Genomic DNA, 15,834 nt, shown 5'->3' with positions numbered 1-15,834 from the left:
ATGGCGCCGCTCACGTCCGGCAGGCGTTCGAACAGCGCTTTGAGGATGTCGAAACCGCTCTCGCCGGAACGCAGGCGCTGGTCGCACAGCACGGCGAACGGCGTAAAGCCGTCGTTGACGATGGCGAAGGCTTCCTCGGCGGAGGCCGCGCAGCGCACGGTGATGCCCCAGGTGCTCATCAGGCTCTCCCAGGCGGAGGTCACCAAGGGATCGTCGTCCACCACCAGGCAGGCGCCGCGCAGCGGCGCATAGCGGATGGGCGTGGCGGTGTTATCGTAGGCGGCCGCGGTTTCCGGCGCTTTGTCTTCGCCGATGTATTGCGTGAAGCGCATCCAGAAGCGTGAGCCTTTGCCTTCGACGGAGTGCATGCCGTACTTCACCTTCATCAGCTTGGCGCAGCGCGCCACCACTGCCAGCCCCAGCCCGTGGCCGGCGCTGTCGATTTTCCACGCCAGCTCGGGGCGGTAGTAAGGGGAGAAGATTTTGCTTTTCTCTTCGTCGGCGATGCCCACGCCGGTGTCCCACACTTCCACCAGGCACTCGGCGCCGCGCGGGCGGATGGCGATCAGCACGCCGCCCTGTTGCGTGTAGCGCAGGGCGTTTTGGATCAGGTTAATCAACGATTGCCGCACCAGCAGCGGGTCGCCCATCACGCTGATGCGCCGTTTGGGCCGCCAGGTGCGCAGCGCCAGGGCGCGGCTGTTGGCCTCTTCGCGGAACAGGGTGATCACCGAGTCGAGCAGGGCGCCGATATCCACATGGGTGGCGGCGGTGCGCACGTTGCCGGATTCGATCTTGCTGAGATCGAGCAGTGAATTGAACATCAAATGCACCGAACGCACGCTCTGCTGCAGATCCAGCAGCTGCGGCGTCAGGCTGTCGTCGCGGTTTTTGTGGATGATGGCTTCGATCAGAAAGCCCATGGCGTGCACCGGCTGGCGCAGATCGTGGCTGGCGGTGGTCAGGAACTGGTTCTTGTCCAGCAGCGCCTGTTCCGCTTCCTCTTTAGCCTGGCGGAACTGCTCCGCCAGGCGCGAGCTTTGTTCCTCGAGCAACGCCTGCTGAATAAAGAACGCATGTGAGGTTAACGCGTGGCGGTAAATGGCGAAGCCGTACAGCAAGTTCAGCATCAGCACGATGAACATCACGTCTTCCAGCCGGCAGATGATGCCGAGGTTCAGCAGCCCCCAGGAAGCGAAGAAAAAGCGGGTAAAGGTGCTGATAACCGGCGTCAGATGCGTTGCGTTGGCGGCGACGATCGCGGCGATGCTGATATTGAGCAGCAGAAAAAAGTCAAAGTTATGGGTCTGCGGCGTAATTAAATAGAGTGATGAGATCCCCAACCCGTGAATAAACGCCACCTTATTAATGCGCGGCAGCCAGCGGCGCAGCACGGCGTCTTCATCATTTTCTTTGGCCTCATGCAGGTAGCGACGGTGCCATATTCGGATCGCCACGGCGCATAGCAGGTAAACGATGATCCAGGTAATGGTTGGGCCGAGTTCATCACCCAGCAAATAAATCCAGATGGCGAACGGGATGCCGACGAAAGGCACGGCGGTGAAACTGAACACCAGCCGCATGAAGGTGTTGTCCAGCAGGCGGATCTGCGCGCGTGGGGAGATACCATCATTTTGTAAATTCTGGAAAAACCTCATGACGACGGATCCCGTTTGCCGTGCAACAGCGTGATGGCCTCTACCCGGCTGTTGACGCCGATCTTTTTCAATATATTGCTGATATGTTCTTTGACGGTAGGTTCGGAAATAGAGAGTTGCGTCGCGATTCTTTTATTTGGTAAGCCGCGCAACATCATGGTTAATACGTCGATTTGTCTCGGCGTTAAATTGAATTTATTTAAATGGTCATGGCTGCTTTTAATAGCGGATTCATTTCCCTCCGGGAACCACTCCTGATTATTGTTTAGCGCAAAAACCGCCCTGGAGAATAATTCAGGTGGCTCGTTTTTTAATACGAATCCGTGCCCGCCGGCAGTGTGCACTTTCTGCCAGATATCGTTATTCTCGTCGCCGCTGACCACTAAAATCCGTACCTGCGGATAACGCTGTTTTACTTCTTTGAGTAATATCAATGCGGTACCGGAGGAGAGCCAGAAATCGATCACCAGTAATCGCGGTGGGCCATTTTCCCTAATATGACGGTAGCAATTCTCTTCATTGGTCACCACATGCGCCTGTTTGAATCGGCAATGCGTGCTGAGAAAATTAGCGATGCCGCTTGCTACCAATGGATGGTCATCAACGACCAACGCATAATCCTGCCCCAAAGGATTCTCCTTTCGCCTTCACAGTTCAGATAAGTCTGATGAATTATTATCAACCCTCCCTACTTTAGGAGGGTTTTTTCGTTTAGGAAAGGGAAATATATTATTCGAGGATTTGGATAAGAGAAAACATAAAGCCAATCGATAATTTTAACTGATTGGTTATAAAGGATAATTTATGAAGAAACCACTTATCGCTTTAACCGTGACGATGATGATAGCCGGTTGTTCCACCCTGAAAACCGATCAGGCCATTCCACTGCTGCAGGCGGAAACCGCCAAAATGTTGGGCCTGGGCTCATCGGACGAAATTACCGTGACCAACGTCAATGGCGCGCAGCCGGATGCGCTGGGCGGCCAAAAACTTTCATATCGCGCCACCACGGAAAAAGGCCGTATTTTCGATTGCTCGTCGCTGATGATGCCGGGAATTTTAGGTTCGTCGCCGTCGTTGAGCGCGCCGACCTGTACGCCGGTGGTCACGCATAAATAATTTGCTTTGGGGGCGGTATTTCCGCTTCCTGGTTTTCCATCGTCGGAGCGTCAGCGCCGGGGGGCAATAAGCTTTTGCTTCGACGATCACTAAACCGGCGTGCGCGAAATAACGCCTCACATTTCCTCTAGCGCAGTGAGTTTACCCATAACAATAAATTTCGCGCCATCATGCCAACGAGTACGGAGATAGCCCGTGAATGACAAGACATCGCACCCTTTAGCGGTTAAAACACCGCTTTCCAAACTTTACCTCGCTCTATTTTCCGCGCCGCTGCTGATGTTGGCACCCGCCGATATCGCTCGCGCAGACGATGCTATTTTTGACGGCGACTCAAAAATTACCGAATCATTGGCCTACACCGGGGACGTTTACGTCGGCCGCAATCAAAGCGGCAATCTGCTGATCGAGAATGGCAAGATCAGCGCCTATAACATCAATATCGGCCGGATGTTCAACGGCCAAATTCATGACAGCCTGGTCACGGTTCGCGGGCCGAACGCTGAGCTGAACGCGGTGAACGATCAGTTCGTGCTGCGCGGCGGCCTGAATCTGGGGCGGGGCACCCTGCGGGTTGAAGACGGCGCGCTGGCCAGCGCAAAAGAGATCGTGGTCGGCACCACGCGCGGCTATGACAGCCACCTGATCGCCACCGGCGCCGGTTCCCGCGTCACCAGCAATTTTCTCAGTGTCGGCACCGACTTAGGGGCGCGATCCACGCTGGCGATTGAAGACGGCGCGGTGTTGAATACCGCCTTTGACGCGCGCATCGGTAATGGCAGCGGGCCGGGCGAGACCGATACGCTGAGCCCGAAGGCCACGGTCACAGGGGCCAATTCCCAATGGAACGTTGGCCGCGCGCTCACGCTTTACGGCGATCTGGACGTGCTGAACGGCGGCGCGGTCAACGTCGGTAATATTCAGGTGGCGGGCGTCTCCGGCGCGCGTAAAACCGCCGAGCTGACGATCGCCGGCAGCGGCTCGCGCGTGACCAGCGGCAGCAGCGTCAACGTCGGTGATTACGGCAATGGCGTGTTGGCGGTCATGGATGGCGGAACATTCTCCGCCAGCGGCAACGAAGTGGTGCTGGGCAAGACCGGCTCCGGCTCGAACCGCGGCGCGCTGATTATCGGCAGCCGCGGCAATATGGATACCGGCACCGGGTTGACCGAGCCGACGCTCGGCGCGGCGGGCGCCGCAGGCACTATCGATGCCCAGACGGCGATCGCCCTGCGGGGCGGGCTGTTCGGCAGCTATGTGTACTTTAACCATACCGACGGCAATTACGTCTTCAGCAACAAGATGAGCGGCGAAGGCGAGGTGATCAACACCGCCGGGCACACGACGCTAAACGGCGATCTCACTGGGCTGCAGGCCAACGTTACCGCGCGTGGCGGTAAGCTCATCATCGCCAGCGATATCAATACCCAGAAAGAAGACGATATCTTCGAGATCCAAACCCTCAGCGCCGAAAACGGCGGCACGCTGATCCTCAACGCGACGGCGGGTTCCGACGTCAATAACGGGCAGGGCTACAGCAGCGCCGCGTCGATCAAGGCCGGTGGCACATTGGGCGGCAACGGCACGCTGGGCCAGACCGAGATCCAGTCCGGCGGCCATATCTCGCCCGGCGACGGCAATATCGGCACGCTGACGCTGAAACGCTACCTGAATTTTATCGGCGAATCCTTCTATGACGTCGATATCGCCGGCGACGGCCGCAGCGACCAGTTGCTGGTGGCGGGCAAAACCACCATCAGCGATCGGGCCAAGGTGCAGGTCACGGCGCTGGATCCGCAAACCAGCTATAAAACCGGCCAGAGCTACCGCATTCTGACCTCGGACGGCGGCATTGACGGCCAATTCGCGGCGGCGGTCTCCAAGTCTGCCTTCCTCGATGTGGCGTTAAACCACAGCGCCAACGCCGTGGATCTGACCATCGCGCAGAAAGACACGGGCGGTGAAAACCCAGGCGGTGAGAATCCGGGTGGGGAAAACCCAGGCGGTGAGAATCCAGGGGGCGAGAATCCGGGTGGGGAAAACCCTGGCGGTGAAAATCCGGGGGGCGAGAATCCGGGCGGGGAAAACCCAGGCGGTGAAAATCCGGGGGGCGAGAACCCAGGCAGCGGCAAGCCGGGCATTTTCCAAACGGTGGCCGAGAGCGGCAACCAGTGGAATACCGCCGGTGCGCTCTCGACGTTGGTGCAGAACGGCCCTTCGCTGGCGCTGTACAACTCGCTGCTGCTGCTGAGCGCGCCGGAAGCGCGCGAGGCGTTCAATCAGCTGTCCGGCGAAGTCTATCCGTCGATGCAGTCTAACCTGATTGCCGGCAGCACCCAGCTGTTCAACGTGCTGAACCAGCGCATGCTGCGCCTGTTCGACAACGACAGCCTGCCGATACCGCCGTTGGCGATGTCGCTGGTGCAACCGGCGCAGGCGCAAAACAGCGGCGTCTGGGGGCAGACCTTCAGTTCCTGGGGCAGAAACAGCGGCAACGGCAACGTGGGCAAGCTGGATGGTAACACCACCGGCTTCCTGTTGGGGGCGGATCGCAAGCTGGCGGACCATAACGTGCGCATCGGCGGCTACTTCGGTTACAGCCGCGGTGACTACGACGTCGACAGCCGCCGTTCCAAGGCCGATACCGACAACTACCACCTCGGCCTGTATGCGGCGGGGCAGCAGGATGCGTTCTCGCTGCGCGGCGCGCTGGGTTACACCTGGCACAAGATCGAAGGCAAGCGCAACGTCGATTTCAGCGGCTTCTCGGATCGGCTGAAGTCGGATTACGACGCCAACTCGCTGCTGGCGTTCACCGAAGCGGGTTACCGTTTCGGCCAGCCGGAGATGAACGTCGAACCGTTCATTAACCTGAGCTATATCCGCCTGCATACCGACAGCTTCCAGGAGTCGGGTGGCGCGGCGGCGCTGAGCGTGCGCAATGAAACGATGAACACCTTCTACTCCACGCTCGGGGTGCGCGGCGTGACCGAGCTGCCGAAGAACGTCAGCCTCTACGGCTCGCTCGGCTGGCAGCACGCCTACGGCGATAAGAACACCTCATCGCGCATGGCGTTTGCCGGCAGTGACGCGTTCGTCACTCAGGGCCAGGCCGTGGATGACAACGTGATGGTGGGCGATATCGGCGTGAGCGTGAAACTGTCGCGCGCCGCGACGCTGGATGTCGGCTATCAGGGGCAATTCGGCGCCGATACCCGCGTTAATTCGGTCAACGCCAACCTGCGCTGGTCGTTCTGATTTTTCCTCTAGACTTCTCTGGTACTTGCAGGCCCGCTTGATGCGGGCCTTTTTTATGGTGAACATTAAGTTTCCCGTGAGCCTGCGTAAGGGGGCGCTAAGACATTTCCCGATATGAGCAGGGCGGGATTGCCTGTATGATTAATGTTCTTCTTAGCATGGGCAAGGGACTGATTTTCCAATGCGTGACTTGACAAGGCCGTTAACGATTTTCACCAGCAAGAAGCCTTTTAACGACCGTTTTGCTGATGATATGCAATATGGCGATATGGATGAACGTACACTTAAGCAACGGTACCGTTTGGGGCAAGTATCAACGTTTATCGATTGGAGTACTTATAAATCGCCTTATGATCATCCGGCAACGCGAAATATTCCGGCAGCTGGAAAAGAAAAGGCGGTTGCAATGCTTTTTGATGAGCTGAGAGCTGCATCGAGATACTTTTCTTTTACTGGCGTTTATCAAGGGCTGATAGTTAAACTTTTCAATCATATGCAGTACAATAACGGAACTGACTTTCAAGATGTTCAAATGGACTTAGCCTATAAAAGGTTGATACTGAGCGATAAATCAGAAAATAGTACGCTAATTCGAATTAAAAGTGGTTCTCGATACCTTTGATTTTAACTCATATCAGTTGAATAAAGATGCATTTACTCTTCAGTTATCACAGAGCCGTTTGCCAAAGTATGTTCGCTGGGAAGATTGCATAAATGGAATGGGAGTCAGTGTACATGAGGTCAATAGTACAGAGATCAGTATTGATTCTTTTTTTTTCAAGATAATAAATATACTGCTGTGATTAGCTATAAAGCTCAGGATCATTTTGGGTTAGATAAAGAAGATATTAGTAAATTAAAGTTTAGTTCTATTGGGTTTTTCAGGATTTGGTTTGTACTTCAAAGGTATAAAGAGTTCGCGTTTAGACCCTTTTTCACCAACTTTGGCGCGAAAATAATAGTGACAGGTGAAAACTATGCTTAACAAAAAAAAGGTTGCGTTCTTTTCTTTGGTCGCCGTAGCGGCTCTTTGGTTGGTTTGGGTGCTTGTCAGACCTGCTAATGTTGTGCGGGTTGATGGTGCTGCTGTTTATGTTCAATACCTTCCGCTGACCACGGAAGGTAAAATATCTTGGTGGAATGATAATAAAGATAAACTTCAGGATAAGTATCATATTATCAAAGACGAGAATCATTTTACCGTTGCCGTAATGAATTTTGACGGCTATGTTGCCGCTCCGACTGGCAGCAATGATGGAAGTATTGATGACTATCATTGTCTTAGCGAGGGTGATGCCAAGAATAAATGTATCTATAAGGATATAGCGATGATTATTAATGGTGATGTTAATAAAAGAGTTTTTATCAGTCTGGATGGGAAGACTTTCGCTCAAGAGCGTGACGGTAAGACCACGCTGTTAAAAAAATAGTGACTCTTACCCTCTGAGTTTTTCCTCGCTTTCAATCAGACTCGTCTAAGTGGTGCTTAGGCTTTCGCCCTCGCCAAGCCCGCACAACGGCGGGCTTGGCGAGGGCGAAGGGCGTTTAACGCCCTTTTTTCTTACGCCCTGGCTGGGCAAAGCGTTTGCGGCCGGCCGGCGCAGCGGCTTTGTCGGCGCCTTTCGGCCCGCCGGTGCTCGGCTTTTTCGCCGCGGCGGATTTGGCCGGGGCCTTCTTCGCCGGCTTGGCCTCGGACGAAGAGCCTTCAATCAGTTTGAACAGTTCAATCAGCTCGTCATCGGTCAGATCGCGCCATTCGCCCAGCGGCAAGCCTTTCAGGCTGACGTTCATGATGCGCGTGCGTTCCAGCTTGGTGACCTCGTAGCCGAAGTGTTCGCACATGCGGCGGATCTGGCGGTTCAGCCCCTGCACCAGCGTGATGCGGAACACGAAAGGCGCCTCTTTCTTCACCTTGCACTTTTTGGTCACCGTGCCCAGCATCGGCACGCCGGCGCCCATACCGCGAATAAACTCGTCGGTCACCGGCTTGTTGACCGTCACCAGATACTCTTTCTCGTGATTGTTGCCGGCGCGCAGGATCTTGTTGACCAGGTCACCGTGGTTGGTCAGAAAGATCAGCCCCTGCGAATCCTTGTCCAAACGGCCGATCGGGAAGATGCGTTTGCTGTGGTTGACGAAGTCGGCGATGTTGTCGCGCTCGCCGTCTTCGGTGGTGGTGACGATGCCGACCGGTTTGTTCAGCGCGATCAGCACCAGATCTTCTTCATTGCGCGGTTCGATCAACTGACCGTTAACCTTCACCACATCGCCGGCAAATACCTGAGCGCCGACGGTGGCGCGTTTACCGTTGATGAAAACGTTGCCCTGTTCGATGTATCGATCGGCGTCGCGGCGTGAGCAGATACCGCTCTCGCTAATGTATTTGTTCAAACGAATGGATGAGTTAGTCAGCATGGGATCTCCGTAAAACGCGGACTATACATTACCCGCAGGGGATTACGGAAGCTGTTCGAGAATAGATGCAATAGCGCAAGGTGATGCATGCGCCATCAATGCTGATTGGGCCTTACTCATTGCTTATTCTATCATTACGAGTTAACAATATTCACAAAATCAATAAGATAGATAGAATTTTATTTGCTGGATATTATCGGTGCTCAGCCAAAGGATGGGGGAAATAAAATGCTTCGCTGCTTTTTAGTTCATAATGGAAACAAAATAAACACTCTGTTGTGTCAAGGGGTTGGGATGTTCTCTGTGTTTTCTGGTAATAAACAGTATGCAAATCAACCAGGATGCACAGATGTTCCCAATCACGGGGCTATACCAGCCGGTACTTACTGGATTGTGGATCGGCCGTCCGGTGGTTTAAAGTCGCAGACTATTACTTTCATAAAAGATATTGTGACCAATGTAGATCACAATAGTTGGTTTGCTTTATACAGAGATGATGGAACAGTTAACGATAGAACATGGATTAACGGCATTATGCGTGGACAATTCAGGTTGCATCCAATCGGCCCACTTGGATTATCCGAAGGATGTGTAACCTTTTATTCCCAAAACGAATTCAATCGTCTGCGAGCTGCATTGCTGAAATCGAAAACAGCCAGAGTTCCGGGAACGACATTACAGGCATATGGGACTATCGAGGTGAAAGGCTATGAAAAAACTTGCCCTGTTGCTCGCTAACGTATTGGCTGTTGTTGGGCTGGCAGTGCTGACAATAAAGCTTTTTCCTGTACCCAGGCTAAACCAGAATCAAACCGCTTGGCTGATTGACGCCAGTGGGTTTTTCCATTTTAACGATACGGAATGGTTTGGTGCGCTCGTTTTTGGCGCGGTTTATCTGCTGGCTGGGTGTCTGGAATGGCTCTTTATCCGCCAGGTTTTTCAGCGGGTGAGCTGCGGGCACCGCCACTAACTCTCATCACCGTTCCTCCACCTTCACCACCCGGGTATTCAGCGGGGTGAGCGTCTGCCCGGCGCTGCCGATCGGCGTCAGGCGCGGGACGGGGCGGCCGCTGTCGCTTTCCACCAGCGTTGAGTGCGCCTCTCCCTCGGCGAACAGATGATCTTCCCCCCACTGGCGCAGGCCGACGATCACCGGAAACAGCGCGCGGCCTTTCTCGGTCAGCACATATTCCTGATAGGCGCTGCCGTCTGCGGCGGGCACGATCTCCAGCACGCCGTGCGTCACCAGGGCGCGCAGGCGGGTGGCAAGGATATTCTTCGCCATCCCCAGCCCTTTTTGAAATTCGCTGAAGCGGGTGACGCCGTCGAAGGCGTCGCGCACGATCAGCAGCGACCACCAGTCGCCAATCACATCCAGCGTGCGCGCCACCGGGCACGGCGCGTCTTCCAGGCTTTTACGTTTCACGGCGTTTATCTCCAGCTGCACATTCTGGTTGCATTATAAAACCTCTACGCCTAAAGTGCATTGGGTTTAATAATGAAACCAGATTGAGGTATGCGATGAGCGACAAACTGTTGGATCCTCCCTGCGCGGCGCTGGGGCGCCTGCCGGCCACCCTGGTGCTGCTGTTGGCCGCCGCCAGCGCCTTTAGCGTGGCCAACGTTTACTATGCGCAGCCGCTGCTGGACGCCATCGCCCATGATTTTTCCATCAGTCTGGCGGCGGTCGGCATGGTGATCACCGTGACCCAACTGGGCTGCGCGCTGGCGCTGCTGTTGGTGGTGCCGCTGGGGGATCGGCTGAATCGGCATCGGTTGCTGGCGGGGCAACAGCTGGGGCTGATCGGCGCGCTGCTGCTGGTGGGCTGGGCGCACAGCGCGCCCTGGCTGCTGGCGGGGATGCTGCTGGTGGGGCTACTGGGCACCGCCATGACGCAGGGGCTGATCGCTTACGCCGCAGCCCTGGCGGCGCCGCAGGAGCGCGGGCGGGTGGTTGGTGCGGCGCAGGGCGGAGTGGTATTGGGGTTGCTGCTGGCGCGCACCCTGTCCGGCGCGCTGGCGGACGTCGGCGGCTGGCGCACGGTGTACTTCTTCTCTGCCGGGGTGACGCTGGTATTGCTGCCGATCCTGTCGCGCCTGCTGCCTGCGCCGCGCACCGCCCCCAGTACGCTGAGCTATCTCGCGCTGCTGCGTTCAATGCTGACCCTGCTGCTGCATGACCGCACGCTGCAAATTCGCGGCATGTTGGCGCTGCTGATGTTCGGCGCTTTCAGCCTCTTTTGGAGTTCGCTGGTGTTGCCGCTGAGCCAGGCGCCGTTCAACTTCACCCATGCCGCGGTGGGGGCGTTCGGCCTGGTCGGCGCGGTGGGCGCGCTGGCGGCGGTGCGCGCCGGGCATCTGGCGGATCGCGGGCTGGGGCAGGCGGCCAGCGGCGTGTGTCTGCTGCTGTTGACGCTGGCCTGGCTGCCGCTCGGTTTGCTCGGCAGCGGCCTGGTTTGGCTGGTGGCGGGCATCGTGCTGCTGGATCTGGCGGGCCAGGCGATCCACGTGCTGAACCAGAGCATGATCTTCAGTGCCCACCCGCAGTCGCACAGCCGGCTGGTGGGCTGCTACATGCTGTTTTACGCCGTCGGCAGCGGGCTGGGCGCCTTTGCCGGCACCCATATGTACGCCTGGGCGGGGTGGAGCGGCGTCTGCTGGCTGGGGGCGGGCGTCAGCCTGAGCGCGCTGCTGTTTTGGCGGCTGACGCTGTGCGGGATGCCGGATGCCGCGGGTAAGGGCTAGCGGGCCGGCGAATGCATCAGGTAATAATCTTCTTCGCCGTCGTTGCCGGTAGAGATGATGCGCCAGCCGTGTTTGCGGTAGAACGCCAGCGCCTTTTCATTCTTCACCAGGCATTTCAGCGAGCCGGTGGCGGTGAAGGTGGCTTCCGCCGCCTGCAGCAGCGCACTGCCGGCGCCGCGCGGCGGCTGATGGGGATCGACATACAGGTTATGAATGAAGTTGTCTTCGCGATAGACGGAGACGAATCCCAGCAGCGTGCCGCCGTCTTCTGCTACCCAAATCGCTTCGCCCAGCGTCGCGCCGTCGAAATCTTCCAACTGATAGTTTGAGGTATCGCGCCAGCCGAACGCCGCCTTGCGCGACGCCAGGTACAGCGTGCGCAGGAAGGGGCGATCGGTCTCTTGGTAGGGTCTTATCTGCATGGCATCTCCCGGTGGTTTGTGCTCACTATAGCGCATTGCGCGGCGTATGCCTGCCGAGCCGATTTATTCGCTTGTTTGTCCGCGCCGCCGCTGGCATGATCCCCTGCAGGGATTAACGCAACGTTGATCACAACCTATTGATTTTCATGACTCGGGGTGCCCTTCTACGTGAAGGCTGAGAAATACCCGTATTACCTGATCTGGATAATGCCAGCGTAGGGAAGTCACGGCCGCCCAGCCGGCGCCGCCTTCTTGAACGCCGGTTGGGAGGAATATGATCGCTCGACCTGATGCACTACCCGGCGCGCGCGCCGCGGCCTGTCTGACCCAATTCCAACAGCGGCCTCCGCTGATCCACTGCCTGACCAACGAAGTGGTGCAATCGCTGACCGCCAACGTGCTGCTGGCGCTCGGCGCCTCCCCGGCGATGGTGGTGGAGCCGCAAGAGGCGGCGCAGTTCAGCGCGCTGGCCGATGGCCTGCTGATCAACGTCGGTACCCTCAATGCGCTGCGCGCCGAATCGATGCGGGCGGCGGTGGCCGCCGCCAATCAGGCCGGCAAGCCCTGGACGCTGGATCCGGTGGCGGTCGGCGCGCTCTCCTACCGCACCGCCTTCGCCAAACAGCTGCTGGACGAGAAACCGGCGGCGATACGCGGCAACGCCTCGGAAATTATGGCGCTCAGCGGGTTGTTGGCCAGCGGCCGCGGGGTTGACAGCGGCGACGATTCGCTGGCGGCCTTGCCCGCCGCGCGTGAGCTGGCACAGCGCAGCGGCGCGGTGGTGGCGGTCACCGGCGCGGTGGATTACGTCACCGACGGCCAACGCGATTGGGCGATCGAAGGCGGTTCCCCGCTGATGACGCGGGTGGTGGGCACCGGCTGCGCGCTGTCGGCGGTCGTGGCGGCGTTTTGCGCCCTGCCGGGCGATCGCCTGGACAACGCGGCGACCGCCTGCCGGGTGATGTCCCACTGCGGCGGCCTCGCGGCCAGACAGGCCGGCGGGCCGGGCAGCTTTACGCCGGCGTTCCTCGATGCCCTGTATCAGCTGCGCGGGGAGGATCTGTGATGAAACGCATTAACGCCCTGACCATCGCCGGCACCGATCCCAGCGGCGGCGCCGGCATTCAGGCCGATTTGAAGGCTTTCTCGGCGCTTGGCACCTACGGCACCTCGGTGATCACCGCGCTGGTGGCGCAGAATACCCGCGGCGTGCAGTCGGTGTATTACATCGATCCGGCGTTCGTCGCCGCGCAGCTGGACTCGGTGTTCAGCGACGTGCGCATCGACAGCGTCAAGATCGGCATGCTGGCCAACGCCGACATCGTGCAGGCGGTGGCCGAACGGCTGCGCCATTACCGGCCGGAGTTCGTGGTGCTGGACACCGTGATGCTGGCGAAAAGCGGCGATCCGTTGCTGGCGCCGGAGGCGGTGGCATCTATTCGGCGCGAGCTGTTGCCGCTGGTGTCGATCATTACGCCGAACCTGCCGGAAGCGGCGGCGCTGCTGGCGTGCGCGCCGGCGGAAGATGAAGCGCAGATGCGCGAGCAGGGGCGGGCGCTGCTGGCGATGGGCTGCCGGGCGGTGCTGATGAAGGGCGGCCACCTGAGCGAAAACGAGAGCCCGGACTGGCTGTTTAGCGCAGAAGGCGAGCAGCGCTTTACCGCGCCGCGCGTCGCTACCCGCCACACCCACGGCACCGGTTGCACGCTCTCGGCCGCGCTGGCGGCGCTGCGCCCGCGCCATGCCGACTGGGCGGCTACAGTGGCCGCCGCCAAGGACTACCTGCAACAAGCGCTGCAACAGGCGGGCACGCTGGAAGTGGGGCACGGTATCGGGCCGGTGCATCATTTCCATGCCTGGTGGTGAGTCAACTTTTTGCCACAACCGTGGTCTGACTGGTTCAGGCCCGGTTTTATGGGCGAAACCTGATTTAACCTAGGGAGAAGGACTATGACGGGACACCAGGCGCTGCGTTGCGCCCTCTTCGGCGCACTGCTCAGCTTCAGCGCGGGCAGCTTTGCCCAGCAGATCGTCACCACGTCGGATTTGATTCAGCAGCCGGGGTATCAGGCCAGCTGGCAAAACATGGTGAAAGGCCAGGCGCGGATGCCGGGCTGGGCGCGTAAGGGCGTCGGCACCTCAACGCCGGCGCAGAATCTGAACTGGAAGGGCAAAGAGTATCTGGTCGGCAATCTGTGCAAGCCGCACGACTGCGGCAACAACTTTTTGATCGTGGCGTTCAGCGCGGACAAATCCCAGGCCTGGGGCGTGCGGGTGGAAGTGGAAGATCGGCCGGAAGCCGTCGATCATCCGAAGAAGTATGCCAAGTACCAGTGGCTCGGCAAGCCGAATGACGACATGAAAGCGCTGCTGAAGCAGCAGTTCGAGAACAATCCCGACTGGAAATGATCTGACCGGGGGCGCCGGTGATGGCGCCCCCGGCGTTGATCAGCCGATGCCGGCCTGATGCAGATCGTGCAGGTTGAGCGCCCCCACCAGCACGCCGTTCATATCGACCACCGGGGCCGCGCTGATGTGCTGTTCGTGCAGCGCTTCCAGCGCCTCGCCGGCGCGCCACTGCTCCGGCAGCCGATAACCGGGGCGGGTGATCGCCGGGCTGAGCGGATCCTGCAGGCTGTTGCCCTTCACCAGCCAGCGGCGCAGGTCGCCGTCGGTAAACACGCCCACCACCCGCTGCTGCGCGTCGCAGACCGCCACTAACCCGAGCCCGGTGCGGCTCAGCTCCAGCATCGCTTCCATCACGTTGGCGCTTTCGCTCACGCGCGGCAGGCGATCGCCGGTGCGCATCAGGTGATGCACGCGGTTCAACAGGCGCGCCCCCAGGCTGCCGCCCGGGTGCGAGCGGGCGAAATCTTCCGCGTTGAAACCGCGCTGGCGCATCAGCGCCATCGCCAGAGCATCGCCCATCATCAGGGTGTTGACCGCGCTGGAGGTCGGCGCCAGCCCCATCGGGCAGGCTTCGCGCTCGACGCCGATATCCAACACGCAGGCCGCGGCCAGCGCCAGCGGCGACTCTTTGCCGCCGGTGATGGCGATCACCGGAATGCCGTTCTCCGCCAGCAGCGGCAGGATCAGATCCAGCTCTTTGGCGCGGCCGGAGTAGGAGATGAACACCACCACGTCGTCGGCGCCGATCATGCCGAGATCGCCGTGCAGCGCCTCGGCCGGGTGCACGAAGAACGACGGCGTGCCGGTGCTGGCCAGCGACGCGGCGATTTTCTTGCCGATATGGCCGGATTTGCCGATGCCGGAAATCACCGCTTTGCCACGGCAGTTCAGCAGCAGTTCGCAGGCGCAGACGAAGTTGTCGTCCAGGCGCGCCAGCAGGCGTTGCGCTTCGGTCAGCTCGATCTCCAGCGTTTCGCGGGCGAAGGCGAGCAGGGCGTTGGCGTTACTCATCAGGGTCTCCTACCAGAAGGATATTGATGCCTTTCGCCTGCAGGGCGGCGAGGTAATCGGGGTTGATGTCTCGGTCGGTGATCAGCGTATCGACGGCGCTGAGTTCGCACACCACGTTCGGGCTCTTGCGGCCGAATTTCGAGGAGTCTACCAACAGAATAATGCGGCCGGCGGCTTCGCACATCGCTTTGCTGACGTTGTGCACTTCGTTGAAGGTGGTGACGCCGGCGTTGAGATCGACGCCGTCCGCGCCGATAAACAGCTTGTCGAAGCTGAATTGCTGAAACGCCGATTCGGCCAGGCTGCCGTGGAACGAGGCCGATTTTTTGCGGTAGGTGCCGCCGGGCATCAGGATGGTCTGATCGTTGTCCAGCTCCACCAGCGCGTTGACGATGGTCAGGCTGTTGGTCATCACCGTGATGTTATTGAACTGCGCCAGGTGCGGCACCATCTGCAGCACCGTGCTGCCGGCGTCGAAGATCAGCGAGTCGCCGTCGGCGATCAGCGCCACGGCGGCGCTGGCGATGTGGCGTTTTTTCTCGGTGTTGATATGGGTTTTGCGGTCGATCGGCTGATCGCCGTCGTCGCGGCTGAGCACCACGCCGCCGTAGGTACGGATCACCTCACCTTCTTCTTCCAGCAGGGTGAGATCCTTGCGGATGGTGGTGCCGGTGGTGGAGAAATGCTCGGCCAGGGCGTCCACTGCCGTTTTGCCATGCCGCTGCAGATATTCAAGGATAGCGGCCTGCCGCTGCTTTGGTTTCATCGCGATTCCCGTTCACAAGAGTTGGGCATTT

17 protein-coding genes, 1 pseudogene and 1 riboswitch are annotated in these 15,834 nt (G+C 58.8%); of the genes and pseudogenes, 11 read left to right on the top strand and 7 right to left on the bottom strand.

Annotated features, from left to right (window positions below; genetic code table 11):
* Together HMPREF3138_RS03050 and HMPREF3138_RS03045 are read right to left on the bottom strand one after the other, a co-directional pair.
* The coding region (locus HMPREF3138_RS03050) for a hybrid sensor histidine kinase/response regulator (protein WP_070558787.1) at positions 1–1,658 on the bottom strand (1,658 nt) is incomplete at its 3' end.
* Positions 1,655–2,287, bottom strand: coding sequence for a response regulator transcription factor (locus HMPREF3138_RS03045; RefSeq protein WP_038872479.1), 633 nt, complete (start codon positions 2,285–2,287; stop codon positions 1,655–1,657). The genes HMPREF3138_RS03045 and HMPREF3138_RS03050, both read right to left, overlap by 4 nt.
* A 175-nt stretch (positions 2,288–2,462) precedes the next feature.
* On the opposite strand from HMPREF3138_RS03045, the gene HMPREF3138_RS03040 reads away from it, so the two are divergent.
* The 5 genes and pseudogenes from HMPREF3138_RS03040 (at position 2,463) to HMPREF3138_RS03025 (ending at position 7,465) form a co-directional block, all read left to right on the top strand.
* Positions 2,463–2,777 carry a putative periplasmic lipoprotein gene (locus HMPREF3138_RS03040; RefSeq protein ID WP_025303891.1) on the top strand — a complete coding sequence of 105 codons (315 nt, stop codon included), beginning with the start codon at positions 2,463–2,465 and terminating at the stop codon, positions 2,775–2,777.
* 195 nt (positions 2,778–2,972) lie between these two features.
* Positions 2,973–6,035, top strand: a complete 3,063-nt coding sequence (locus HMPREF3138_RS03035; protein ID WP_038872476.1) for an autotransporter outer membrane beta-barrel domain-containing protein — start codon at positions 2,973–2,975, stop codon at positions 6,033–6,035.
* Positions 6,036–6,216: 181 nt separating this feature from the next.
* A complete protein-coding gene (locus HMPREF3138_RS27370; RefSeq protein ID WP_256126194.1) occupies positions 6,217–6,657 on the top strand; it encodes a DUF3289 family protein in 441 nt (146 codons plus the stop codon).
* Positions 6,638–7,020 (top strand): annotated as a pseudogene (locus tag HMPREF3138_RS27365) (DUF3289 family protein). Before HMPREF3138_RS27370 ends, HMPREF3138_RS27365 begins: the two are co-directional and overlap by 20 nt.
* Positions 7,013–7,465, top strand: coding sequence for a DUF943 family protein (locus HMPREF3138_RS03025; RefSeq protein WP_038872474.1), 453 nt, complete (start codon positions 7,013–7,015; stop codon positions 7,463–7,465). The pseudogene HMPREF3138_RS27365 and the gene HMPREF3138_RS03025 overlap by 8 nt, the downstream one beginning before the upstream one ends.
* A gap of 115 nt (positions 7,466–7,580) precedes the next feature.
* Here HMPREF3138_RS03025 and rluF read toward each other — a convergent pair whose 3' ends face one another.
* A complete protein-coding gene (gene rluF / locus HMPREF3138_RS03020; protein ID WP_038873794.1) occupies positions 7,581–8,450 on the bottom strand; it encodes a 23S rRNA pseudouridine(2604) synthase RluF in 870 nt (289 codons plus the stop codon).
* Positions 8,451–8,633: 183 nt separating this feature from the next.
* Here rluF and HMPREF3138_RS25025 point away from each other — a divergent pair, with 183 nt between their 5' ends.
* Together HMPREF3138_RS25025 and HMPREF3138_RS03015 are read left to right on the top strand one after the other, a co-directional pair.
* A complete protein-coding gene (locus HMPREF3138_RS25025; protein ID WP_223294945.1) occupies positions 8,634–9,188 on the top strand; it encodes a DUF2778 domain-containing protein in 555 nt (184 codons plus the stop codon).
* The gene (locus tag HMPREF3138_RS03015; protein WP_038873791.1) at positions 9,160–9,420 is read left to right on the top strand and encodes a DUF1158 family protein; all 261 of its coding nucleotides are present in this window, start codon (positions 9,160–9,162) and stop codon (positions 9,418–9,420) included. Before HMPREF3138_RS25025 ends, HMPREF3138_RS03015 begins: the two co-directional genes overlap by 29 nt.
* A 6-nt stretch (positions 9,421–9,426) precedes the next feature.
* On the opposite strand, the gene HMPREF3138_RS03010 is transcribed toward HMPREF3138_RS03015, so the two are convergent.
* Positions 9,427–9,876 carry a winged helix-turn-helix transcriptional regulator gene (locus HMPREF3138_RS03010; RefSeq protein WP_033648951.1) on the bottom strand — a complete coding sequence of 150 codons (450 nt, stop codon included), beginning with the start codon at positions 9,874–9,876 and terminating at the stop codon, positions 9,427–9,429.
* Positions 9,877–9,971: 95 nt separating this feature from the next.
* Between HMPREF3138_RS03010 and HMPREF3138_RS03005 the strand changes: the two genes are divergently transcribed.
* Entirely contained in the window at positions 9,972–11,195 is a 1,224-nt protein-coding gene (locus HMPREF3138_RS03005; protein ID WP_038873788.1) for an MFS transporter, read from the top strand.
* Here the strand turns inward: HMPREF3138_RS03005 and HMPREF3138_RS03000 are convergent.
* Positions 11,192–11,617, bottom strand: coding sequence for a GNAT family N-acetyltransferase (locus HMPREF3138_RS03000; protein WP_038873785.1), 426 nt, complete (start codon positions 11,615–11,617; stop codon positions 11,192–11,194). The two genes, HMPREF3138_RS03005 and HMPREF3138_RS03000, sit on opposite strands and share 4 nt — an antisense overlap.
* Before the next feature lie 142 nt (positions 11,618–11,759).
* Positions 11,760–11,856, top strand: a riboswitch (TPP riboswitch).
* Between the two features lie 35 nt (positions 11,857–11,891).
* Here HMPREF3138_RS03000 and thiM point away from each other — a divergent pair.
* From thiM to HMPREF3138_RS02985, 3 genes are all read left to right on the top strand, one after another.
* Entirely contained in the window at positions 11,892–12,683 is a 792-nt protein-coding gene (thiM, locus tag HMPREF3138_RS02995; protein WP_038873781.1) for a hydroxyethylthiazole kinase, read from the top strand.
* Positions 12,683–13,483, top strand: coding sequence for a bifunctional hydroxymethylpyrimidine kinase/phosphomethylpyrimidine kinase (gene thiD, locus HMPREF3138_RS02990; protein ID WP_038873778.1), 801 nt, complete (start codon positions 12,683–12,685; stop codon positions 13,481–13,483). The genes thiM and thiD overlap by 1 nt, the downstream gene beginning before the upstream one ends.
* An 84-nt stretch (positions 13,484–13,567) precedes the next feature.
* On the top strand, positions 13,568–14,026 hold the full coding sequence (locus tag HMPREF3138_RS02985) for an inhibitor of vertebrate lysozyme family protein (protein ID WP_033639640.1): 459 nt from the start codon (positions 13,568–13,570) through the stop codon (positions 14,024–14,026).
* 39 nt (positions 14,027–14,065) lie between these two features.
* On the opposite strand, the gene gutQ is transcribed toward HMPREF3138_RS02985, so the two are convergent.
* Positions 14,066–15,037 (bottom strand): arabinose-5-phosphate isomerase GutQ, encoded by a 972-nt coding sequence (gene gutQ / locus HMPREF3138_RS02980; RefSeq protein ID WP_038873772.1) that lies wholly within the window; start codon positions 15,035–15,037, stop codon positions 14,066–14,068.
* On the bottom strand, positions 15,030–15,803 hold the full coding sequence (locus HMPREF3138_RS02975) for a glucitol operon DNA-binding transcriptional repressor SrlR (RefSeq protein WP_033635559.1): 774 nt from the start codon (positions 15,801–15,803) through the stop codon (positions 15,030–15,032). The genes gutQ and HMPREF3138_RS02975 overlap by 8 nt, the downstream gene beginning before the upstream one ends.
* Positions 15,804–15,834 lie beyond the last annotated feature (31 nt).

The sequence above is a fragment of the Serratia sp. HMSC15F11 genome (assembly GCF_001808215.1).
GTDB classification, from domain to species: domain Bacteria; phylum Pseudomonadota; class Gammaproteobacteria; order Enterobacterales; family Enterobacteriaceae; genus Serratia; species Serratia nevei.
This window is presented reverse-complemented; position numbering and strand designations above follow the sequence as displayed.

Coding starts and splice junctions, on each gene's coding strand:
- HMPREF3138_RS02985 (WP_033639640.1), top strand. CDS start 13,568: ATGACGGGACACCAGGCGCTGCGTTGCGCCCTCTTCGGCGCACTGCTC.
- HMPREF3138_RS02975 (WP_033635559.1), bottom strand. CDS start 15,803: ATGAAACCAAAGCAGCGGCAGGCCGCTATCCTTGAATATCTGCAGCGG.
- HMPREF3138_RS03015 (WP_038873791.1), top strand. CDS start 9,160: ATGAAAAAACTTGCCCTGTTGCTCGCTAACGTATTGGCTGTTGTTGGG.
- rluF (WP_038873794.1), bottom strand. CDS start 8,450: ATGCTGACTAACTCATCCATTCGTTTGAACAAATACATTAGCGAGAGC.
- HMPREF3138_RS03040 (WP_025303891.1), top strand. CDS start 2,463: ATGAAGAAACCACTTATCGCTTTAACCGTGACGATGATGATAGCCGGT.
- thiD (WP_038873778.1), top strand. CDS start 12,683: ATGAAACGCATTAACGCCCTGACCATCGCCGGCACCGATCCCAGCGGC.
- thiM (WP_038873781.1), top strand. CDS start 11,892: ATGATCGCTCGACCTGATGCACTACCCGGCGCGCGCGCCGCGGCCTGT.
- HMPREF3138_RS03025 (WP_038872474.1), top strand. CDS start 7,013: ATGCTTAACAAAAAAAAGGTTGCGTTCTTTTCTTTGGTCGCCGTAGCG.
- HMPREF3138_RS03005 (WP_038873788.1), top strand. CDS start 9,972: ATGAGCGACAAACTGTTGGATCCTCCCTGCGCGGCGCTGGGGCGCCTG.
- HMPREF3138_RS27370 (WP_256126194.1), top strand. CDS start 6,217: ATGCGTGACTTGACAAGGCCGTTAACGATTTTCACCAGCAAGAAGCCT.
- gutQ (WP_038873772.1), bottom strand. CDS start 15,037: ATGAGTAACGCCAACGCCCTGCTCGCCTTCGCCCGCGAAACGCTGGAG.
- HMPREF3138_RS03000 (WP_038873785.1), bottom strand. CDS start 11,617: ATGCAGATAAGACCCTACCAAGAGACCGATCGCCCCTTCCTGCGCACG.